Raw genomic sequence first — 19,329 nt, 5'->3', positions numbered from 1 at the left:
TTTTTAATTTGTATTCCATAATTTAGACGCGATCAATCCATTGAAAGAATCTAACTCTAAACTTATTTTTTCGGAAAAATCAAGAGCATCAATAATTTTAGCTTCCAGTTGATCAATTGCCGTCATTATTCCCGTTTCAGGATTATCTAAGATTGAAGCTTTCACCTGTTCTAAATATTCAGTAAGAGTCTCTCGTAAAATTGGCTTCTCGATATTCGCTGTGTGGTAAGTATCCCAAATATCCCACAGTAAAATCCCGACTCCTACTGTACAATCTAATAATCCTGCTGTCATTTTTCCGGTTAAACTAGCACCCGTTTTTACAGCAATTTTTGCTCCGGCTTTTCCCGCAAGATTAGCCGCGACTTTACTCCCGACTTTTAAAACTAAAGGTGCCACTAAAGGTTTCATGGCTAAATAAGCACTTCCTCCGACTAACACTTTTAGAGATAACGTTGAAACTTCACCCTCAGTCTCATAAATACTAATCGCAATATCACTTAAATAGCGATTCCAATCGGCTTGAGGAATTTGATAGGATAAAGGGATCTGATTGAGATTTACCGACAAGTCTTGTAAATACTGTTTGACTGTTGTTTGAGTCAATCGTTCTAGTTGAAGTTGAGCAATTTGAGGACGAAGAACTCGCGCTGAAAATTCTTCTTGAAAATCTCGGGTAATCACCTCTGCAACCTTCTCCGACGGACTGGGTAAATCTGGATTCAGTAGATTAACAACACCTGAACTCAATTGTACAAAAACGCTTTTGAATTCTATCTGTTTTTGATTAAAATAACCAAAATACCAATCAAGGAAATTATCGTCTATTCGACCCTTTAAATCATCTATCCAAAGATCGAGGTTTTGAGACGCATAACTTTCCGCTTGATTGTGAGCCGTTTTTAACGCTTGAGCGACTGCTAGATCGACATCTTGCCAATTGACTTGACTTGACTCAATCACCACAGTTTGAGGAAGTTTAGATTGGCGGTTCACTGGATCAGAAGAAAAGGCTTGATGAATAAATAATTCTCCCCCTAAAGGAATAATCACAACCAGAATTACAATCACCCAAATCAAGGGAGAAATCGAACGAATGATTTGCACCCAAGCTAAAATTCGAGCCGTTTTTTCAGCATAACTTCCCGAACGCTCTACAGACTGAGAAGACGATTGAGAGTCTTCAGAATGAGTCGGAACTGGGGGAGATGGTGGCTCAGAATTCACGGGAATAACCTGAATGAATTTATAGTTAAATTTTACCAAACCTTGTTAAATCCCGTGACTTTTTCCAATCACCCAATGACGGCGAAAAAATCGCGATAAAGAAGATTCATCTAAACGCAAAAAAATCGGTCGCCCATGGGGACAAGTCCGAGGATTACGAGTTCTCACCCATTGTTCAAGTAAGGTTTGCATTTCTGTTAAACTTAAAGGTGTACCATTGCGAATCGCACTCCGACAAGCCGTTGCCACTTGAGCTGCTTGCAAATCTTTACCTAAACTCAGTTCAATTAAGGCGTCATGACAATCCTCTCGTTGGGCTAACATTTCCGGTACTGTTCGCACTGCCCACAACCCTTCGCCAAAGGGATCAACTTGTAAACCTAAACCTTGGAGTTGTTCTAACTGAGAAGGTGAAAGGTGTTGCAAGAGGATAGGCGGTTCAACACTAACTTGTTTCCAAGCCTCACAGAGTTGTTCATACAAGACTCGTTCGTGGGCGATATGTTGTTCGACTAACCATAAACCATGAGGATGTTCTGCCACAATATAGGTATTATGAACTTGGGCGATCGCTTGGAGTTCGATTAAACTTAATTGTTCAGTGGAGGTTTGATCTTTTTTCGCCTGAATAGAACGAGTTGTATGATAATGGCCTTGTTTTTCGGAGACTTTCAGCAATTGATCCACACGTTGAAGTTTAGCTTCGGCGGTTGCGGGGTTCAAACGCAAAGTCTGATCGATACAAGCTTGTATTTGTTCTTGCCAATAGTTGAGATGATGGAGGTACACTTCTTCTTTGGCAGGATGACGGTTCCAGTCGATCTCAGCCGGATTAATTCGTAAATGGATAAAACACACCGGGAAGCGATCGCGAGGGACTGTACGGCTAAAAGCCGCTAAAATAGATTGTTCAAGTTCGCTTGTTCGCACCACTCGACCATTGAGAGCAATTTTAACCCAATCCGGGCGATGACGATGACAGCGATCAGGTAAACCCAAAACTCCTTCTAGGGAGGAGGGGCGAGGAGAGGCTATATCGGCGGTGGGAGGGTTGAGTTCCACTTGAAGACGTTGTAAGTCACCGATACGCACACCCCGAAGGATCTGCGGTAAAATAGAGGCAGCCGCGCCACCTGGACTAATTTGCAACCTAGAAGTCGAACCTTGACGGACTTGCCAGTTAACGTGAGGATGACAAAGGGCGATGTGACTGACGATCCGATAAATGCTTCGCAGTTGTTGGGTGGCAGAGGGTAAGGCTTGACGACGCCCTTGCCAATTGTCAAATAAGTCAGAGACGGTGACGACGGTGCCCGGGGCGATCGCTACGGCTTCAGGTTCTAGGGGTTCGCCTTGGCGGTTGTAGACGACTCGCCATCCGATTTCTCCCTGGGGACGACTCAGAATTTCGAGTTGGGCTAACTGGGCTAAACTGTGTAGGGCTTCTCCCCGAAATCCTAAACTGGTAATCTGGGAAAGATCGGCAATGCTGGTAATTTTGCTGGTACTGTGGGCAGTAGCGGCTTGTTTGAGGTTCGCTAAATCCATACCAACGCCGTTATCTGCGACTTGAATGAGCCATTGTTCGGGTGAAACTGAAATGCTGATCCGAGTGGCTCCGGCATCTAGGGAGTTTTCGACTAATTCTCGCACAACGGCTTCTAGAGAGTCAATGACTTCTCCGGCGGCGATTAAATAGATGATATCTTCGGGTAAGGGTTGAATTTGAGATGCCATACTGCACAGAGAACAAGTCAAGTTTTGAACTGAATTGAGTTCAGTTTTTGATCATAACTTTTGTTTATTATTTTGGGGGTTATCTAGTGATTGAGGTGAGTTTACCGTACATTTTCCTCTCTTTTAGATGTTTTACTCCGAATATACGGCGGCTACAAATCAGATTATAATAGAATAGTGTCCGGTTAGATAAAGGGTTGTGAACGATGAGTGATTTGGATTTGAATGAGGCGACTTCTCATCCGTTAGCGAAGTATCGTAACCATCTTGAATTTTATGGTTATCGGGTAGAAGAAATAGAAGATCGGCTTTACTGTCGTCATTCTCGCAAGTCAAATTTAATTTTAAATGCCATTTCTGATCGCGGAGTTTTGATTAGTATTGTTTATTCGTTTGAGCCAGATTTTGAGCGCTTAGATATTTTAGAATATGTGAATGAGTTGAATTTGTATTTTACGTTTCTGAAAGCTTATATAGATGAAGACGATGATTTAATTTTAGAGACTTTTTTTGAAGGAGAATATGATCGCACGAATTTTTCAATCTTGCTCGATAATATAGAGTATGATACGGAGATTTTGTTGGAAAATGAGTTAACCCAAGATTATTTAAAATAAAGAATTAAGCTTGATTTTTTTGTCTAGAGTGCTTTTTTATCCTTGAATTTGGGCAATCGCATCTTGTAAAAGGGGAGGAAGACGACGCATAATTTTACCCGTTTCTCGACTCAGAGGAACTAAAGTTACTTGTCCGCTGACATAGAGTTGTTGATGATCTTCGGAGACAATTTGATAGTCCCAAACCATACGCACGCCTTTGATTGGGAGTGGTTGTCCTTTAATTAAAATTGTCATCCCCATTTTTACGGATAAATGATAGCGTACCTTCAACTCTACCACGGGAAGATCACACCCCATAGCCACTAAGTCACTATAATTAACCCCAAGCCAGTGTAAACCCTCAACCCGTAACTCCTCCATCCAAGTCATATAGGTACCATGCCAGACAATCCCGGCATAGTCTGTATGATGGGGAAATACTCGTCTCGGGAGGATAAACCAACCGTCGGAGAAGGAAATCAGAGAAGAATGGGGTTGAGGTTGAGAAGGTTGAGTAAAGGACACGTTACAAATTGTTTTAAAACGCTACATTTCTACAAATTATCAGCCAGTCATCAGGCCTATGCTGAAGTATAGACCAGTTATCCGTCAATAGTACAGAGTGACGTATTATCAAGGATCTGTGTTGGGATTGGTTGAGACGAAAGGATCACCCTCAAATGATTGATCAACCGTTTGATTAAACCCCTCCAACACTGATTTTTGTAAAGTGAAGTGTCACTCTTACACTAGACGCGATAACAGGTACTCAAAGCACATTCAACAAATCACTTGAACGACACAATAGGGAAAAGCAATGAATATCAACAAAATTCTAGTCGCAGTAGCCGGACGAGGACTCTGTGAAGAGATGCTTAATATGTTGATGGATATTCCGTCTATTCAGCAAGCATCTGTAACCGTTTTACACGCTGTCCCTTCTCAAGCTTCCGCAGAAGGGATGTCAGAAAAATTAGAACAGGGAGGTAAAATCTTAGCTCAAGCGGTACAGTCGATTAAGGTTGATCCGACTAAAGTGAATCCCCGTTTGAAGCAAGGAGATCCCAAAGATATTGTCTGTCAAGTCGCAGATGAAGAAAATTCTGACTTGATTATTATGGGATCACGAGGGTTACAAGGACTGCGAGCGATTTTGGAAAATTCCGTTAGTCAATACGTTTTTCAGTTGACTTCCCGACCGATGTTGTTGGTCAAAGATGATACTTATGTCAAGAAGCTCAAGCATATTATGATTGCATTGGACGCTTCGACCTCCTCGAAAGAATATCTAGATTTGGCGTTGTCGCTGGTGAAGGATGTTCAGGGCGGACAATTGATTTTAGCTCATGTCAACAAAGATATTTCGGGTAAATCCAGTGAAGATTTTTCGGATAATGCCCAAGCTGATCCCATTATCGCTGCTGCCCTTGAATCTGTAAAAAGGATGGGTGTGAATTATCGTTGTGTCAGTGCGATCGGTAAACCGGGGCCAGAAATTTGTCGGATTGCCAATGAAGTGGGGGCGGACTTATTGATTTTAGGATCTCCAGATCGCCGTCCGACTGTCGCGAAAAATTTAGTTGATTTGGATCGTTTAGTGGGAGGATCACTTTCTGATTACGTTCGGGTTCATGCTGAATGTCCGGTGTTATTGGCAAGAACATCTGCCCCTTAGAAGATTAATTTGATTACAAAAAGCGCAGTGAAGTTAATAGCTTCGCCGCGCTTTTCTCAACAATTCAATTCATTTGATGAATGATTATCCTTCAGTCTCACCACGAGTTTGAATGAACAGAATCAATAGAAAAACAGAAGGAACAATCACAAACAATAAAGTTGCGACAAATCCAAGATCATTAACTTCCATGATACCCAGCCTCGATGTCAACAATCAAAATCAATAAGCCTTAGCATAACATTGATTGGCTTCTATTGGTTCATAACAAACTTTTAACATCCTTAACCTTGAATGCGATCGCGGGATTTTCCTTTGGTTGCACTTTTCTCCAAAAATTCAATAATCTTCCCAGGAACATCAGTCCCCGTTGCTTTTTCAATCCCTTCAAGTCCCGGTGAAGAATTCACTTCCATCACAACTGGGCCATGATTTGATCGTAACAGATCGACACCCGCCACTTTCAGTCCCATAGCTTTCGCCGCCCGTACTGCCGTTGAACGTTCTTCGGGAGTTAATTTAACCATCTCCGCCGTTCCGCCCCGATGTAGATTTGAGCGAAACTCTCCTTCTAGTGCCTGTCGTTTCATGGAGGCGACAACTCGTTCATTAATCACAAAACAGCGCAAATCAGCCCCTTTTGCTTCTTGAATAAATTCCTGCACCAAAATATTAGCATGTAACCCCCGAAAGGCTTCAATTACAGATTTTGCAGCTTGGTAGGTTTCCGTTAATACAACTCCAATGCCTTGAGTTCCCTCTAACAGTTTAATCACTAAGGGCGCTCCCCCAACGGTATTAATCAAACCGTCAATGTCCTTTGTGGAATGAGCAAAACCAGACACAGGTAAACCAATGCCTTCTCTGGCGAGGAGTTGTAAACAGCGTAATTTGTCACGGGCGCGAGAAATCGCCTGGGATTCATTGGCTGTGAACACATCCATCATTTCAAACTGTCGCACCACTGCGGTACCGTAAAAGGTTTGTGAAGCCCCAATCCGAGGAATCACAGCATCAAATCCTTCTAGGGGTTTTCCGCCATAAATTACCATCGGTTTATGGGAGGTAATGTTCATGTAGCAACGTAAATAGTCAATCACATACATTTCATGGCCCCGTTGTTCTCCAGCTTCTCGGAGTCGTCTTGTGGAGTAAAGGTTAGAGTCTTGGGATAAGATTGCAATTTTCATGGTCTTAATATCTCTGACATTTTTGAGATTCAGCTTGTGTTGAACCATTGGGACAGTTTAGGTTAACATGGGTCGAAACTGAGCAAAACCCTTGATCTGGACTTAGTAAGCGACTGAGTTAAAAATGCGTAACATTCTCTTTTATCAAAAGCTATCTCAATCAGAACTTCTTTTTTGATTCAGTCCTGTCGGAGTTAAGAATGCAGATTGGACTTGAGCATGATAACAACTAACAGCTTTAGGGCGCATTGAGTTTGTACCCTGTCGAGTTCGCGTTGAAGCCATTTCTTCATTTCAATATTGTATCCTGTTCGGTGATCTCTCCAGCAATCACTAAAGCTGCCCATCGTTTATTCTGGGTTTGAATAATGAAATCTGTGGCTTCTAGACGGGATTTTGGGTAATCAAGGGACAAGGGTTTAAGTGCGTTGGCGTGTCCAAGCTGTGGCTTTCCAAATGGCGATAAAGAGTATCCCAGAAATTAAGGCACCTAAATTCCATTTAATCGAGTTTTTGAATAACACTATTTTGCGGTTTTTACGGGTGGTTTGGGCTTGAGTTTGGGTGGCTTTTTCTGAGCGGGAAACAAACTCAGAGAGTTGATTTTTGATTTCTTCTAACTCTTGTGCAGATTGAATATCTGGAGAACGTCCTTGAGTATCGAGACGACTTAAGAGTTCTTCCATCTGTTCGGGTGTGGTGGCTTGTTGAAGTTGTTGTTGTACTTGCTGAATTTGAGTAACTCGTTGTTCAACTTGAGTCTCTATTTGAGTATTACTCTGTTGATTGATTCTGAAGGTATTGATCACACTTAGAGGAATAAACAGCAGGAGAATAATACCAAATAATAAGGTTAAAAGAGATAATATCTTTAACAGAGGAAGTTCCCATTTTGCTCGCAGATTCTGTCCGCCATAAAATACTAAAACAAATCCGATTAAAGGAACAGCAACTCGTTCAACAATAGCACCAATGGTTTGAAACTCCCACACAGGGTTAGTAAATTGAGGGGGAATAACTAAAACAATTAAATCAATCAGCGTCAAGAATAGAAGGGTATAGCCAACCCAACGTAAAGGAGGAATAGTTTGAAGTAAAGTTGAGCTAAATTTCCACAGCGTATCGACTTTTTCGGCTAAAGGATTATTGGGAGATGAAGTCATGGGTTTAACGAATGAAAATAGTGTTGATGATGAGCATTAAATGTTAGGAAAGCGAGGATGCCACCATTGATACCAAGATAACCAAACTTCTTCTAAAATTGAATAGGCTTGTTGCTCAGAAAGATTCTCTAGCGGTACTGATAAATAAGTCCATAAACAGCGATGATCTCTTAAGGGTTCCTGACCCAAAAGCACAGGAAGTAAACGAGAGGGCTGCCAATCATAAGTATAGCGGTTTTGGATGAACTGTTCATAGGTGATCACTCCTGGGGCGCGGGGGTTAATACAAGACCTCAAATAGACTCGATCTTCTACTTTTTCTACACTATAAAAACCTGTCTTATCTTGCTGTTTCATTTGGGGTTTGTCTAAACCAAACTTAGATAAACGGGGATCATATTGACGAAATATTTTTTCATTGACATGAGGATGATCAACATACTTCATTTCAATCTCTAGTTTTAGATTGGAAGCCGTATATTCATATAAAATTCTCGGTATTTTATCTTCAAAATTTTTACTTTGAACAGCTTTCCATTCAGAGAGAGGAACTTCACGAGGAAAGATAAAAGGTGTTTCTATCAATTGTTTTGGAGCCGGATTAATAGCCGATTTTCCTAAAACAAAAAAAACGGTTCCAAAGGTGAAAATTAATAAGGAAGTCCGCAGAGAGTGCCATAACTTCATAGTGTTTTATTGCTTTGATATTTCCTGGGGTTGAGGTTCCTCTTGACGCAGTAGAAACCAGCACAGTAAACCAAAAATTCCCACAGAAATCATCATAAAAATGAGTGAACCTTCCCCAACGTGCCAATATTGTAAGCCTTCATTATCTTGAACATTCGCAAAAAGTGCCATAATTGCGACTCGAAAGCCATTGACAATAAAAGCAATCACAACAGAAGCACTCAAAACCAGTATCTTTTTCTCCAGTTTCTTGAGGGGAAACATGATCAGAAACAATACCGCAAATCCGAGTAAATAAAACATTCCAGCAAAGCCTGAACATCCCATATTTACATTAACTCCGCCCCCAGGCATGATCACTTCAAAACCACGACGAGAGACATTAAATCCAGAATACCAAAGAATAAACGTAGTGAAGCGGGCTGTTAATCCAGAAATGTCAATAACGGGCCAAATTAAAACTTTTGGGACTCCGAGAAAAAATAAAATTAGCAATTCCCGCCAATAATATTGAAACCCTCGAAAACCCGACGCTAAGAGTGCTAAACCGATACCACTGATAAAAGGTGATACGCCTAAAAAGTTAGAAGTCGCCAGAGTCGAACTTTTGAGTAATACTGCTGCAATCATCAGCAAACCCAGTATACTCGGAAAAATCCCGCTTTCTAGATGTAAGCGATCGCGTTTTTGCCAGAGGAGTGAAGCCGTCGCCAACCAGAATAATAAACTAATTGCTTGTAAATCTGAACTTCCTCGATATAGAGTCAGTGTCAGATGAATTGCCATCAATCCGGCTGCAATCCCTAACAGCCAGAACCAAGATTCAGTAAGAGATTTGAGGGAGAGTGAATCTAGTGTTTTCATTGAGTGTCACTTGAGCAATGCAACCTTTCACCCTAATGATAAACCCTCCAACTCATTTTAATGTCATTGGAGAGTTTAAAAGACTTTCATTTAAACAGAACTTTAGACTGGTGATTTAGGGATATTTATAATCTGTTGAATCTAAATCAATAATATTTTTGTTCAAATTATGAGATACAATAAAATATACCCCTCGTTCCTATCCATAGCCTCAAGATTTAACTTAAGAATGGAGAAGTAGTCGAGGGGCTAACTCACAATTAAGTCATTAAGCTTTAATTTGCTGTTTTTGCTTCTGTTTTTGTTGTTCTTTGCGGAATAATCCACCAAATCCAAGTGCCATTCCAGTTCCTAAAATTGTCAGGGGTTCGGGAGCATCGGTTGAACTCGCCATGACTAAACCGTCTCCTGTACCACTCTTTCCGAGAGAAGTTCCATTAATACTTTGATAACGCAGGTGGAAATTACTAAAGTTGAAGCTGTTGAGGGAAGTATCTGCAAAAGCTAACTTGAGGTTAAAAGTTCCTGTATTTCCTGTTTCGACTCCACCGGATCCACCTGTACAGTTACCTGTGCTGTCAGGAGTCAGACAGACTTCCAGATTACCCACTCCATTGGGAAATTTAATGTTTTTGTCTGTACTAATCTCAGTAAACGTTCCTGTGACGCTGGAGGCTACTTTGTCAATATTCGGGTCAGTATCAAACCCTAAACGAGAAATTCTTGAAGTAATAGGATCAGTAGAAGTGTTAGTCAAATCAACTTTAAATGAAGCAACAGTGTAGTCGTTTCCGTTGATATTTTCTAAGCCCCAATCGTTTAATGTAAACTTAGCACTTCCTGAGAGTCCATCAACGTCTGTTTTCTCGACACTACCATCAAAGTTGACCTGGAAATATTTGTTAATATCACCGCTATTAATACCCATAAAATCACCATTTCCGCCAATGCTATAAGCAAAAACAGGAGTAGAGACGGCAAACACAGTCGTTGCTGCTAAAACGCCCGACATTAGAAAAGATGTTCTCATATTGAAGGTCTACACTCTGAAAGGATGGCTCTATACAAAACAAACACTTAGGCAAGAAAAACCTAAGTGAGTTGAGTGATATTTTGTGACCTAGCTTTTGTTAAGCTAAGTTTTTTTGATATGTCAATTTATCACTTCTATCACTTAGTATACGAATAGTTCCTGAGAATGCAAGGATAGCAGGGATCTTTTCATCAATCTTTTACATTTTAAACAGATCTTCTTTACATTCACCAGGGTTATGTAAAGGTTATAGGTTAGCATTCCCAGGGAAAGCTAATGCTGAATAAAATTTGCTCTTTCACCACATAACAAGGGTTTTAGGCTTTTTTTTGATAACGATGAAAATTCCAGGTCAGTTAGAAACAAGATAACCCCCTCAGAGAAAATCACCGTTTTATTTTTGACAGACGAGAGGTTGAACGATAAAAAGGACGCTTAACAACTTCCGCAGAATAAGTTTTCCCGCGAATTTCCACATCAAGAGACTGACCAATTCGAGCAAAATCTGTGGGAACATAGGCGAGCGCGATCGCTTTTCCAAGAGTCGGAGATAAAGTCCCACTGGTAATTTCCCCGATGATTTCTCCATTGAGCTTCACCGGATACCCATGACGGGCGATATGACGACCTTGCATTTCCAACCCCACCAGTCGCCGGGATACTCCTTCTGTTTTCTGACTTTCGAGGATAGAACGACCAATAAAATCACCCTTGCTATCCCAGTGAATTAACCAACTTAATCCGGCTTCCAAAGGGGTTGTTGTGGTATCAAGATCTTGACCATACAACGCCATCGCCGCTTCTAAACGCAGAGTATCTCTAGCCCCCAACCCACAAGGGGTAACTCCAGCTTCTAACAAACGCTGCCACAATTGTACTGCGACCTCGGGAGCAACCATAATTTCAAAGCCATCCTCTCCGGTGTATCCAGTTCTGGCGATCAAGGCGGGATGTCCTAAAACTGTAGCGTTGAGATGTCCGAAAAACGGAATAGAATCTAAGTTTTCAGTCACGAGAGGCTGTAACTTTTCGAGAGTTTGTGGCCCCTGAACGGCCATTAACGCTTGATATTTTGATAAATCTTCGAGGGTAATATCGGTTGGTTCTAACTGGGCTGAGATCCAAGCTTTATCGCGAGAACAAGTCGCCGCATTGACAATCATCACCCCTCGTTGAGTCCCCGTGTCTGCATCCTCGCCCTGATAATAAAAAATAATATCGTCTAGGATACCGCCCTGCTCGGTTAATAAAACGGTATATTGAGCTTGATTGGGTTTTAAACGACTCAAATCAGAAGGAACCAACGGTTGTAGCGTTTCAATTAAGTTCTCTCCGATCAAAATAAACTTACCCATGTGGGAAATATCAAACATTCCCGCTTGTGAACGCACCGCCTCATGCTCTTTGGTAATTCCTGAGTATTGCACGGGCATCTCCCATCCGGCAAACGGAACCATGCGAGCGTTGAGTGCTACAGCGACATCGTACAAAGGAGTACGAGAAAGCGGTTGTGTCTCATTGTGTTCGGTTTCTGTGTGTTTAACTTCAGTTGACTTAGCCACAGGTCATCTATCCCATTATTCTGCTCGGTTCTCTCGATTTTATCGGTAAATTGCCGCAGTTGTCAGAACTAAGGTGTCGGGAGTTGGGAGTCTTTTACAGTCACTCATTACCAGTCACCAGTCAGAGTGTGTTTTCAGTTTTCAGTAAACAGTTTCTTCCCCTGCACCCCACCTCCCCACCTCCCCATCTCCCTAACGGGTGACTGGATAAAGTGTGTCACAATAAATAAAATTAATACACTTATTGTTTCAGCGAAGTATATTCATGTCCGTTTTGGCACCGATCGCAGTTCTTGCAGTTTTGATTTTCGTCCATGAACTCGGTCACTTTATGGCGGCACGAGTGCAAAATATTCATGTTAACCGTTTCTCCATTGGTTTCGGCCCGATCTTGATGAAATATCAAGGTTCCGAGACAGAATATGCCTTACGAGGAATTCCGTTAGGGGGATTTGTGGGATTTCCAGACGAAGACCCCGAAAGTACCATTCCCCGAGATGATCCTGATCTGTTGAGCAACCGTCCGATTTTAGATCGTGCGATTGTGATCAGTGCGGGAGTGATCGCGAATCTGATTTTTGCTTATTTTCTCCTGGTTGCTCAAGTGGGAATTATTGGTATTCCTGAGTTTAACTACTCTGCGGGAGTAAGTGTACCTGAAGTTGCAACGAATGTCAGTTCGGCGGCGCAACGAGCGGGTATTCAAGCAAATGATGTGATTATCTCTGTTGAGGGGGAACGGTTTCAACCCGGACAACAAGCGATTCAGGACTTAATTTCTGAGATCCAATCTCATCCCAACCAACCCTTAGATTTGGAAGTCAAACGGGGAGATCAAATTATCCCGATTGAAGTTACCCCAGAAGCCAGCAATGATGGTACGGGGCGGATTGGTGTACAACTCACTCATAACCGCGATGTCGTGCGCCGTCGGGCCGATGGCTTGGTTGAAGCTTTTCGTGAAGGCGCCAACGAGTTTCAACGGATTATTAGCTTAACGGTTTCAGGTTTTGGTCAATTGATTAGCAACTTCAGTCAAACGGCTGAACAGCTTTCTGGCCCGGTGGGAATTGTGGCAATTGGTGCCGATATTGCTCGTTCTGATGCGGGGGATTTGTTCCAATTTGCGGCGTTGATTAGTATTAACCTGGCTTTTATCAATATTCTGCCGCTTCCGGCGCTCGATGGGGGTCAATTGGCGTTTCTTCTTATTGAAGCGATTCGGGGTAAACCTCTCCCTAGCCGCCTTCAAGAGGGGGTTATGCAAACGGGATTGATGCTTCTGTTGGGTTTGGGGATTTTCTTGATTGTGCGCGATACGGCTAATTTGGGTTGGGTGCGATCGCTTCTCCAACAGTAACCGTTTTTAGGGAACTGATATGACCATTCGCAAGCGATTAAGCATCAAGCAACGGGCTTTGGAGATTTTGGTCCGTCTCAAATTACTTTATCCTGATGCTCGGTGTACGCTGACTTATCAAACTCCGGTACAGCTTTTAGTGGCGACTATTTTATCGGCTCAATGTACAGATGAGCGGGTGAATAAGGTCACGCCTGCGCTGTTTAAACGTTTTCCCGATGCTTTTTCCCTGGCGAAGGCTGATGACGAGCAACTGCAAGAATTAGTGCGTTCAACGGGCTTTTATCGCAACAAAGCCAAAAATATTAAAGCCGCTTGTCGGATGATTGAGGAGAAATTTGGCGGTAAAGTTCCGAAGATGATGGAACAGTTGCTCGAATTGCCGGGAGTGGCTCGGAAAACGGCTAATGTGGTCTTAGCGAATGCCTATGGGATTAACATGGGAGTGACGGTTGATACTCATGTCAAGCGCTTGAGCCAACGCTTGGGACTGACTAAACATACCGATCCGGTTCGGATTGAACGGGATTTGATGCTGTTAGTGCCTCAGCCAGACTGGGAAAATTGGTCGATTCGGTTGATTTATCACGGTCGGGCTGTCTGTTCGGCTCGGAATCCGGCGTGTTATGATTGTAAGTTGTCTGATTTATGTCCGTCTGCTGAAATAGAGGCAAGTCGGGCTAGGGCGAAGTGACAGCAGTTAAGTCTGGATTGAGTTCGTCAAAAAATATCAATAGACGTTTGTTTACAGAGGAAAAAGCACTCAAATGGCAAAGAAAAGTATGATCATGCGCGACATTAAGCGCAAAAAAATGGTGGAAAAGTACGCTGAAAGACGCGAAGAGCTTAAAGAACAGTTTGATCAAGCTCCCAATCAAGCGCAAAAAATGGAGATTCACCGCAAAATTCAGCAACTCCCCCGGAACAGCGCTCCGAGTCGAGTTCGTAATCGGTGTTGGGCGACTGGACGTTCAAGAGGATATTATCGCGATTTTGGGCTGTGCCGCAACCAACTTCGGGAAATGGCACACAAAGGATTGTTACCTGGTGTTGTTAAGTCGAGTTGGTAATCTGAAGTTTGGGGGAGTCGGAGATGAGCAAGTTATCGATGTCTCTCTCCCTCAGATTTTTTGGCGTGATCTCCTCTGATTATCCCCCACAACAGCGTTCGTATCCTAAGCTATCTAAGAGTAAATCACTGACGGCGTTGGCGATCGCAAACTCTCCATAAAAACTTTGAGAAAAGTCAAATGATTGCATTTCCGTTACAATCGCAATCACTAGGCAGCCGAGATCGTTTTCTCCTTCCATCCGTTGACGGACAAAGATTTGAGCGGCTCTTTGGGCGATGGTTTGGTTAATCGCCTCGGGAATAAATTCTTGATCGAGCCAAGTGTGTAAGGCTGTTTGCAGCCATTCCCCTTCCTGTTGGGGATCAACAGCAGGGGGAAGTGTAATCGGTTTAATTAGGTCAGACATGGGTCTAAAATAGCTGTAGACTCAATGATAGTGGTAATTTGGTTAAATTATACCGTGCGTCAGCACCCCGCTCTAAAGAGACGGGGCATCATGCTTCTCTTTTTAGGTAGCTAGTACCCGCCTAAGTCCCTTGAGGGCTACGTTATCGGCAAGAGTTAACGTTCCTACCCGGAGATGCGTGGCCAGTCTCCGGCTCTAGAACCACAGCATTAAACAGTCCTACGAGGGGTAAGACAGTGTGTTGTGGAAAGTACCGACCGATAACATTGGCGAGGCAAACATTACCCCAGAAATGGGTGTTGGGGGCAACCATACCCCCATTAATTTTTTTACAGGCGGTTAAAACCGCTCGTGTCGAGTTTCCTCCCCGGTCTAAAGACACGGGGCTTCCACTCTACCGGACTATTTCCCGTGATTTCTATCTGCGTGATTAGCACTCTACTGGCGTACAATGGCGATCGCAGGTGCGTTCCGGGAGTCGTAGGTTTGTAGAATTTTCTGTTTGACGAGATCCGCAAATCGTTGATTGATCGAAGACTCGATGCTGTTGGCTTCTTGTTTGAAACAGACTTGATAACTTTTAGACTTGTCGTAGGTGCGAGTCGAAGGGTTATAGGTTTTTATGGTTTTTGACTGCACAAAGACTGATGGTTCGGGGCGTTTGTACCAAAATAGACGGTAAGAGTTGGTTGGTTCGTTGCTTTTGAACTTGAGAATTGACTCTGTTTTACCTAAAATATTAATGCTGTAAAAATCTACTCGCTTGTTAATTTGTAAATAACCCCAGTTTTTTTCGGTTTTATTAATTAACTTTTCTAGTGTGTTTTCCAGTAGGGGACAGCCATCAAATGCTAGCATTGGCTTGCAGTTTGGATTAAAATAGACTACTTCATTAATATATCAAAATCATCGCATGATGCAATACGATGTTGCCGCAATTATTCAGGGTTATGCTCAAGGTTACTTTCTCATGGCGAATGATGACGATCAGGACTTGGGATGGTATACTTCTCGTCAACGAGCTTTGATTCCCCTAGATGAACGATTTCGTTATCCGCGATCGCTTCAACGAGTGCTGAATCAAAATCGATTTAGTATTGCGGTTAATCGTGATTTTTCGGCGGTTGTTGATGGGTGTGCTAACCGAGAAGTAACTTGGATTTCTGAAGAATTACAAGAAATTTATCATGTTTTGCATCATGCTGGCTATGCTTATAGCTTTGAAACTTGGCAAGGGGATGAACTGGCGGGGGGAGTTTTAGGGCTGGTTATTGGGGGTGCTTTTATTGGAGAATCGATGTTTTATCGCATTCCCGAAGGCTCAAAAGTGGCAATGGTTAAGCTGGTTGAATACTTAAGAGAACGTGATTTTTTGTTGTTTGATGCTCAGATGAATAATCCTCATCTAGAGCGGTTTGGAGCTTATATGATTACTCAGAAAGAGTACAAAAATTTACTAGCAAAAGCTCTAGGTCGTAACTGTTCTTTGAAATAATTTACAAAAAAAAATGAATTGACTTTTATTCGTAATATCGATTAAAATCGAAGCATAAATACAAACAATATAGGTTCTGAAAAGCTTACGGATTGGATCTAAAAAGGGTCCGATCTTTACAATTCTTAAAAAACAATCAGATCTACGACTAATTTTTAAAAACCAGTACCAGTCTAAGAAAACCAGAGAATTTTTTGAGTCATAGTTTAATCACACAAAACCAAACCTCTTTTGAATGCAATTTACACCCCCTATGAAAACTAAGATAGATTCTAATTCTGACTCTAATATAAACCTCCAACAAATACGACAGCAGAGCGAAATTAATCCACAGACCTCTACTTTGATACCCGATCAAATTAGCGAGCAGTTATGGTATCGTAGACTAGAGGCTCGTGAAGTAGAGACATTAGCTTTGTTTAAAGCCATTTCAGAAATTATTCTCATTATTGAACCCGAAGCTACAAACATTACAGTTATCCCGACGGGTCTGGAGAGAAACTCCGAGTTACAAGCTCAAATCATCAATAAAACCCTGGAGCAATTCTACGAGTCTGAACAGTCTGAACAGTGGCTTGAGTTAATTCGACAAGTTTTCACAACCCAAGAAACACTCACCTTTGAGTATAGCTTATTCGTAGAAGATAAAACCTTTTGGTTTTCTGCTAGTGTTTCCCTCAGAACTCAATCTCAAACCGTTCTCTGGGTAGCCCACGATATTACACAAGATCAAGAAAACCAACGTTGGTTACAACTGCTAGAACGGGGAATTGCAGCGAGTAGTAACGGAATTGTGATTACCGAAGCTACTCAAGGAGATAATACGATTATCTATGTTAATCCCGGCTTTGAAAGTATTACAGGCTACAGTCGTGAAGAAGTCATCGGAAAAAACTGTCGCTTTCTCCAAGGTTCTGATCGTCATCAACCCGCGTTAAAAGAACTCCGAAAAGCGATTAAAGCCGGAGAAAGTTGTTCTGTCACGCTACGAAATTATCGGAAAGAGGGTCGTTTATTTTGGAACGAACTCACCATTTCTCCGGTGCGAAATACTTGGGGAAAACTGACGCATTATATAGGCATTCAAACGGATATTAGCGAACGAAAACAAGCAGAAGAAGAACGGGATCACTTCTTTTTACAGTCCATAAATTTACTCTGTATCGCCAACTTTAACGGATATTTTACCCGCGTTAATCCGGCTTGGGAAAGAACATTAGGTTATAGCGAAACCGAACTTTTAGCTACACCTTTTATTGAGTTTGTTCATCCAGAAGACCGAGAAAAGACCTTAAAAGAAGCGGAAAAAGTCAGCCAAGGGATGAATGCAATTTCCTTTGAAAATCGCTATCGCTGCAAAAATGGAAGTTATCGCTGGTTGGTGTGGAATTCCACCGCCATTCCCGAAAGTCAACTGATTTATGCTGTTGTCTACGATATCACAGAACGCAAACAAATTGAAGAATCTCTCAAACGACAAGCCTTAACCTTTGAAAATATTTCTGATGGGATTATCATTACAAACTTAGAGGGAATTATTATTGATTGGAATCCCGCTTCTGAGGTTATATTTGGCTATAGCAAAGCTAAAGTTTTAGAGAAAAGTGTTGAATTTTTATATAAACTCAAAGATGCCAAAAGTTTAACGACTAAAATTATTAGATCCCTAATCAAAAACGGTCGTTGGTCTGGTGAAATAGAAGTCATCTGTAAAGATGGAACCCAACGAATTTGTCAAACCAATGTTGTTCCCCTCGAAGACGAAAAAGGGAAAATTATCGCCGCCATTAGTGTCAATAGAGATATCACCGAAACGGTTGATATTCAAGAGAAACTAAAAAATTCTCAATTGCTATTATCTGGAGTTCTCAATAGTTCTATTGATGGCATTATGGCGTTTAAATCAGTTCGAGACGAAACTGGGAAAATTATTGATTTTGAATGGTTACTCAGTAATCCTTCTGGGTGTGAACTCGTCGGACGACACGAAAACGAATTGTTAGGAAAACGGCTGCTTGAAGAATTACCCGGAAACTATGAAGTTGGACTCTTTGATCGCTACATTCAAGTCGTCGAAACCGGAGAACCTCAAGAACGTGAATTTTACTATGAACACGACGGGATTAAATCTTGGTTTGTGAATATTGCGGTTAAATTAGAAGATGGGTTTACAGTCACGTTTCGTAATATTAGCCGGACGAAAGAGTCGGAACTCCAACTAAAACAACTCAATGATGAATTAGCAGATCGTCTCAACCAACTTCAACAACGAAATCAAGAAATATTGCTACTCAGTCAGATGAACGATTTTCTCCAAGCTTGTTTTACTTTAGAAGAAGCTTACAAAACCTTCAGAACCCTAATTAAACCCCTGTTTCCGGGGTGTTCGGGCGGAATTTTTATCACCAAAGCGTCCCGTGATTTTGTTGAAGCTGTCGCCACCTGGGGAAATCTCCCCATCGGAGAAACAGTCTTTCATCCGAAAGATTGTTGGTGTTTGCGGCGAGGACGAGAACATTGGGTTGATACCGATCAGTTTGACTTACTTTGTAATCATAGCGATCAGACTTTACCGCCCAAAGTCTCTCTTTGTTTACCGATGATGGCACAAGGAGAAACACTGGGATTACTCTACCTCTATTCTGACTCCCCCGATCAACTCTGTGAAAGTAAACGACAACTCGCCCGAACTGTCGCCGAACAAATGGCGCTGGCGATCGCAAACTTGCAACTCCGAGAAGAACTTCAAAACCGCAGTATTCGTGATCCCCTAACGGGATTATTTAATCGTCGCTACCTAGAAGAATCTTTAGAACGAGAAATTAATCGCGCCTGTCGCAATGATCACAATGTTGGTGTGATTATGATTGATATTGACCACTTTAAACGCTTTAACGATACCTTTGGGCATGATGGGGGTGATGCAGTGCTAAAAGAAGTCGGGAAACTGTTAAAAAGTAGTCTGCGGGCTTCTGATATTGCCTGTCGTTATGGTGGCGAAGAAATGACGTTAATTTTACCCGAAGCTTCCATAGAGAATACCTACAAACGGGCTGAACAAGTTCGGAAATTGATCAAGCAAATTAATATTGAACACAAACGTCAAAGCCTGGGGACAATTACAGCTTCTTTAGGAGTTGCTTGTTTTCCCGAACATGGAATGACAGGAGATGCTGTCGTTCAAAGGGCAGATACCGCCCTCTATCAAGCGAAAAAAGAAGGACGGGATCGAGTGGTTGGGGCGGAGGTTGAGTGAGG

At 42.1% G+C, this 19,329-nt stretch carries 20 protein-coding genes; 7 read left to right on the top strand and 13 right to left on the bottom strand.

Features of this window, described 5'->3' with window-relative positions:
• Window positions 1-3: 3 nt before the first annotated feature.
• Window positions 4-1,227, bottom strand: coding sequence for a hypothetical protein (locus L8106_RS00285; RefSeq protein ID WP_198012875.1), 1,224 nt, complete (start codon window positions 1,225-1,227; stop codon window positions 4-6).
• 45 nt (window positions 1,228-1,272) lie between these two features.
• A complete protein-coding gene (gene mutL / locus L8106_RS00280) occupies window positions 1,273-2,964 on the bottom strand; it encodes a DNA mismatch repair endonuclease MutL (protein WP_009782137.1) in 1,692 nt (563 codons plus the stop codon).
• Between the two features lie 206 nt (window positions 2,965-3,170).
• Between mutL and L8106_RS00275 the strand changes: the two genes are divergently transcribed.
• Complete coding sequence (locus L8106_RS00275) at window positions 3,171-3,581, top strand: YbjN domain-containing protein (RefSeq protein WP_009782136.1); 411 nt, start codon at window positions 3,171-3,173, stop codon at window positions 3,579-3,581.
• Between the two features lie 36 nt (window positions 3,582-3,617).
• On the opposite strand, the gene L8106_RS00270 is transcribed toward L8106_RS00275, so the two are convergent.
• Window positions 3,618-4,088 (bottom strand): thioesterase family protein, encoded by a 471-nt coding sequence (locus tag L8106_RS00270; protein ID WP_009782135.1) that lies wholly within the window; start codon window positions 4,086-4,088, stop codon window positions 3,618-3,620.
• Between the two features lie 292 nt (window positions 4,089-4,380).
• On the opposite strand from L8106_RS00270, the gene L8106_RS00265 reads away from it, so the two are divergent.
• Window positions 4,381-5,238 carry a universal stress protein gene (locus L8106_RS00265; protein WP_009782134.1) on the top strand — a complete coding sequence of 286 codons (858 nt, stop codon included), beginning with the start codon at window positions 4,381-4,383 and terminating at the stop codon, window positions 5,236-5,238.
• Window positions 5,239-5,322: 84 nt separating this feature from the next.
• Here the strand turns inward: L8106_RS00265 and psbM are convergent, their stop codons facing one another.
• The 8 genes from psbM to gcvT all read right to left on the bottom strand — a co-directional run bounded on the left by psbM (window position 5,323) and on the right by gcvT (window position 11,737).
• The gene (gene psbM, locus L8106_RS00260; RefSeq protein ID WP_009782133.1) at window positions 5,323-5,430 is read right to left on the bottom strand and encodes a photosystem II reaction center protein PsbM; all 108 of its coding nucleotides are present in this window, start codon (window positions 5,428-5,430) and stop codon (window positions 5,323-5,325) included.
• Window positions 5,431-5,522: 92 nt separating this feature from the next.
• Window positions 5,523-6,428 (bottom strand): 30S ribosomal protein S6--L-glutamate ligase, encoded by a 906-nt coding sequence (gene rimK, locus L8106_RS00255; protein ID WP_009782132.1) that lies wholly within the window; start codon window positions 6,426-6,428, stop codon window positions 5,523-5,525.
• Window positions 6,429-6,717: 289 nt separating this feature from the next.
• On the bottom strand, window positions 6,718-6,843 hold the full coding sequence (locus L8106_RS34125; protein WP_255348872.1) for a hypothetical protein: 126 nt from the start codon (window positions 6,841-6,843) through the stop codon (window positions 6,718-6,720).
• A gap of 4 nt (window positions 6,844-6,847) precedes the next feature.
• The gene (locus tag L8106_RS00250; protein WP_009782130.1) at window positions 6,848-7,591 is read right to left on the bottom strand and encodes an HpsJ family protein; all 744 of its coding nucleotides are present in this window, start codon (window positions 7,589-7,591) and stop codon (window positions 6,848-6,850) included.
• A 36-nt stretch (window positions 7,592-7,627) separates the two neighbouring features.
• Window positions 7,628-8,278, bottom strand: coding sequence for a cyanoexosortase A system-associated protein (locus L8106_RS00245; protein ID WP_009782129.1), 651 nt, complete (start codon window positions 8,276-8,278; stop codon window positions 7,628-7,630).
• 6 nt (window positions 8,279-8,284) lie between these two features.
• Window positions 8,285-9,142, bottom strand: a complete 858-nt coding sequence (crtA, locus tag L8106_RS00240) for a cyanoexosortase A (protein ID WP_009782128.1) — start codon at window positions 9,140-9,142, stop codon at window positions 8,285-8,287.
• 268 nt (window positions 9,143-9,410) lie between these two features.
• Window positions 9,411-10,172, bottom strand: coding sequence for a cistern family PEP-CTERM protein (locus L8106_RS00235; protein WP_083798351.1), 762 nt, complete (start codon window positions 10,170-10,172; stop codon window positions 9,411-9,413).
• 389 nt (window positions 10,173-10,561) lie between these two features.
• A complete protein-coding gene (gcvT, locus tag L8106_RS00230; RefSeq protein ID WP_009782126.1) occupies window positions 10,562-11,737 on the bottom strand; it encodes a glycine cleavage system aminomethyltransferase GcvT in 1,176 nt (391 codons plus the stop codon).
• Window positions 11,738-12,002: 265 nt separating this feature from the next.
• On the opposite strand from gcvT, the gene rseP reads away from it, so the two are divergent.
• The 3 genes from rseP (at window position 12,003) to rpsN (ending at window position 14,167) form a co-directional block, all read left to right on the top strand.
• Window positions 12,003-13,097: an RIP metalloprotease RseP gene (gene rseP, locus L8106_RS00225; protein ID WP_009782125.1), complete on the top strand. Its 1,095-nt coding sequence runs from the start codon at window positions 12,003-12,005 to the stop codon at window positions 13,095-13,097.
• A gap of 19 nt (window positions 13,098-13,116) precedes the next feature.
• The gene (gene nth, locus L8106_RS00220; protein WP_009782124.1) at window positions 13,117-13,791 is read left to right on the top strand and encodes an endonuclease III; all 675 of its coding nucleotides are present in this window, start codon (window positions 13,117-13,119) and stop codon (window positions 13,789-13,791) included.
• Window positions 13,792-13,864: 73 nt separating this feature from the next.
• On the top strand, window positions 13,865-14,167 hold the full coding sequence (rpsN, locus tag L8106_RS00215) for a 30S ribosomal protein S14 (RefSeq protein ID WP_009782123.1): 303 nt from the start codon (window positions 13,865-13,867) through the stop codon (window positions 14,165-14,167).
• A 79-nt stretch (window positions 14,168-14,246) separates the two neighbouring features.
• Here the strand turns inward: rpsN and L8106_RS00210 are convergent, their stop codons facing one another.
• Window positions 14,247-14,576 carry a hypothetical protein gene (locus tag L8106_RS00210; RefSeq protein WP_009782122.1) on the bottom strand — a complete coding sequence of 110 codons (330 nt, stop codon included), beginning with the start codon at window positions 14,574-14,576 and terminating at the stop codon, window positions 14,247-14,249.
• 438 nt (window positions 14,577-15,014) lie between these two features.
• A complete protein-coding gene (locus L8106_RS00205; RefSeq protein WP_009782121.1) occupies window positions 15,015-15,434 on the bottom strand; it encodes a hypothetical protein in 420 nt (139 codons plus the stop codon).
• A 58-nt stretch (window positions 15,435-15,492) separates the two neighbouring features.
• Between L8106_RS00205 and aat the strand changes: the two genes are divergently transcribed.
• Both aat and L8106_RS29180 read left to right on the top strand, forming a co-directional pair.
• The gene (gene aat / locus L8106_RS00200; protein ID WP_009782120.1) at window positions 15,493-16,071 is read left to right on the top strand and encodes a leucyl/phenylalanyl-tRNA--protein transferase; all 579 of its coding nucleotides are present in this window, start codon (window positions 15,493-15,495) and stop codon (window positions 16,069-16,071) included.
• A 253-nt stretch (window positions 16,072-16,324) separates the two neighbouring features.
• Window positions 16,325-19,327, top strand: coding sequence for a PAS domain S-box protein (locus L8106_RS29180; RefSeq protein WP_050779048.1), 3,003 nt, complete (start codon window positions 16,325-16,327; stop codon window positions 19,325-19,327).
• Window positions 19,328-19,329: the final 2 nt, after the last annotated feature.

Origin of the sequence: Lyngbya sp. PCC 8106 (genome assembly GCF_000169095.1) — a bacterium.
GTDB lineage: Bacteria > Cyanobacteriota > Cyanobacteriia > Cyanobacteriales > Microcoleaceae > Capilliphycus.
Note: the sequence above shows the minus strand (reverse complement) of the source record. Positions and strands in the feature narration are given on the sequence as shown.

What these genes read in the sequence shown, in the direction of transcription:
- psbM (WP_009782133.1), bottom strand. Translation starts at nt 5,430, where the DNA reads ATGGAAGTTAATGATCTTGGATTTGTCGCAACTTTATTGTTTGTGATT.
- L8106_RS00245 (WP_009782129.1), bottom strand. Translation starts at nt 8,278, where the DNA reads ATGAAGTTATGGCACTCTCTGCGGACTTCCTTATTAATTTTCACCTTT.
- L8106_RS29180 (WP_050779048.1), top strand. Translation starts at nt 16,325, where the DNA reads ATGAAAACTAAGATAGATTCTAATTCTGACTCTAATATAAACCTCCAA.
- mutL (WP_009782137.1), bottom strand. Translation starts at nt 2,964, where the DNA reads ATGGCATCTCAAATTCAACCCTTACCCGAAGATATCATCTATTTAATC.
- L8106_RS00275 (WP_009782136.1), top strand. Translation starts at nt 3,171, where the DNA reads ATGAGTGATTTGGATTTGAATGAGGCGACTTCTCATCCGTTAGCGAAG.
- rimK (WP_009782132.1), bottom strand. Translation starts at nt 6,428, where the DNA reads ATGAAAATTGCAATCTTATCCCAAGACTCTAACCTTTACTCCACAAGA.
- nth (WP_009782124.1), top strand. Translation starts at nt 13,117, where the DNA reads ATGACCATTCGCAAGCGATTAAGCATCAAGCAACGGGCTTTGGAGATT.
- L8106_RS00265 (WP_009782134.1), top strand. Translation starts at nt 4,381, where the DNA reads ATGAATATCAACAAAATTCTAGTCGCAGTAGCCGGACGAGGACTCTGT.
- aat (WP_009782120.1), top strand. Translation starts at nt 15,493, where the DNA reads ATGCAATACGATGTTGCCGCAATTATTCAGGGTTATGCTCAAGGTTAC.
- rpsN (WP_009782123.1), top strand. Translation starts at nt 13,865, where the DNA reads ATGGCAAAGAAAAGTATGATCATGCGCGACATTAAGCGCAAAAAAATG.
- L8106_RS00210 (WP_009782122.1), bottom strand. Translation starts at nt 14,576, where the DNA reads ATGTCTGACCTAATTAAACCGATTACACTTCCCCCTGCTGTTGATCCC.
- rseP (WP_009782125.1), top strand. Translation starts at nt 12,003, where the DNA reads ATGTCCGTTTTGGCACCGATCGCAGTTCTTGCAGTTTTGATTTTCGTC.
- crtA (WP_009782128.1), bottom strand. Translation starts at nt 9,142, where the DNA reads ATGAAAACACTAGATTCACTCTCCCTCAAATCTCTTACTGAATCTTGG.
- L8106_RS00250 (WP_009782130.1), bottom strand. Translation starts at nt 7,591, where the DNA reads ATGACTTCATCTCCCAATAATCCTTTAGCCGAAAAAGTCGATACGCTG.
- L8106_RS00235 (WP_083798351.1), bottom strand. Translation starts at nt 10,172, where the DNA reads ATGAGAACATCTTTTCTAATGTCGGGCGTTTTAGCAGCAACGACTGTG.
- L8106_RS00205 (WP_009782121.1), bottom strand. Translation starts at nt 15,434, where the DNA reads ATGCTAGCATTTGATGGCTGTCCCCTACTGGAAAACACACTAGAAAAG.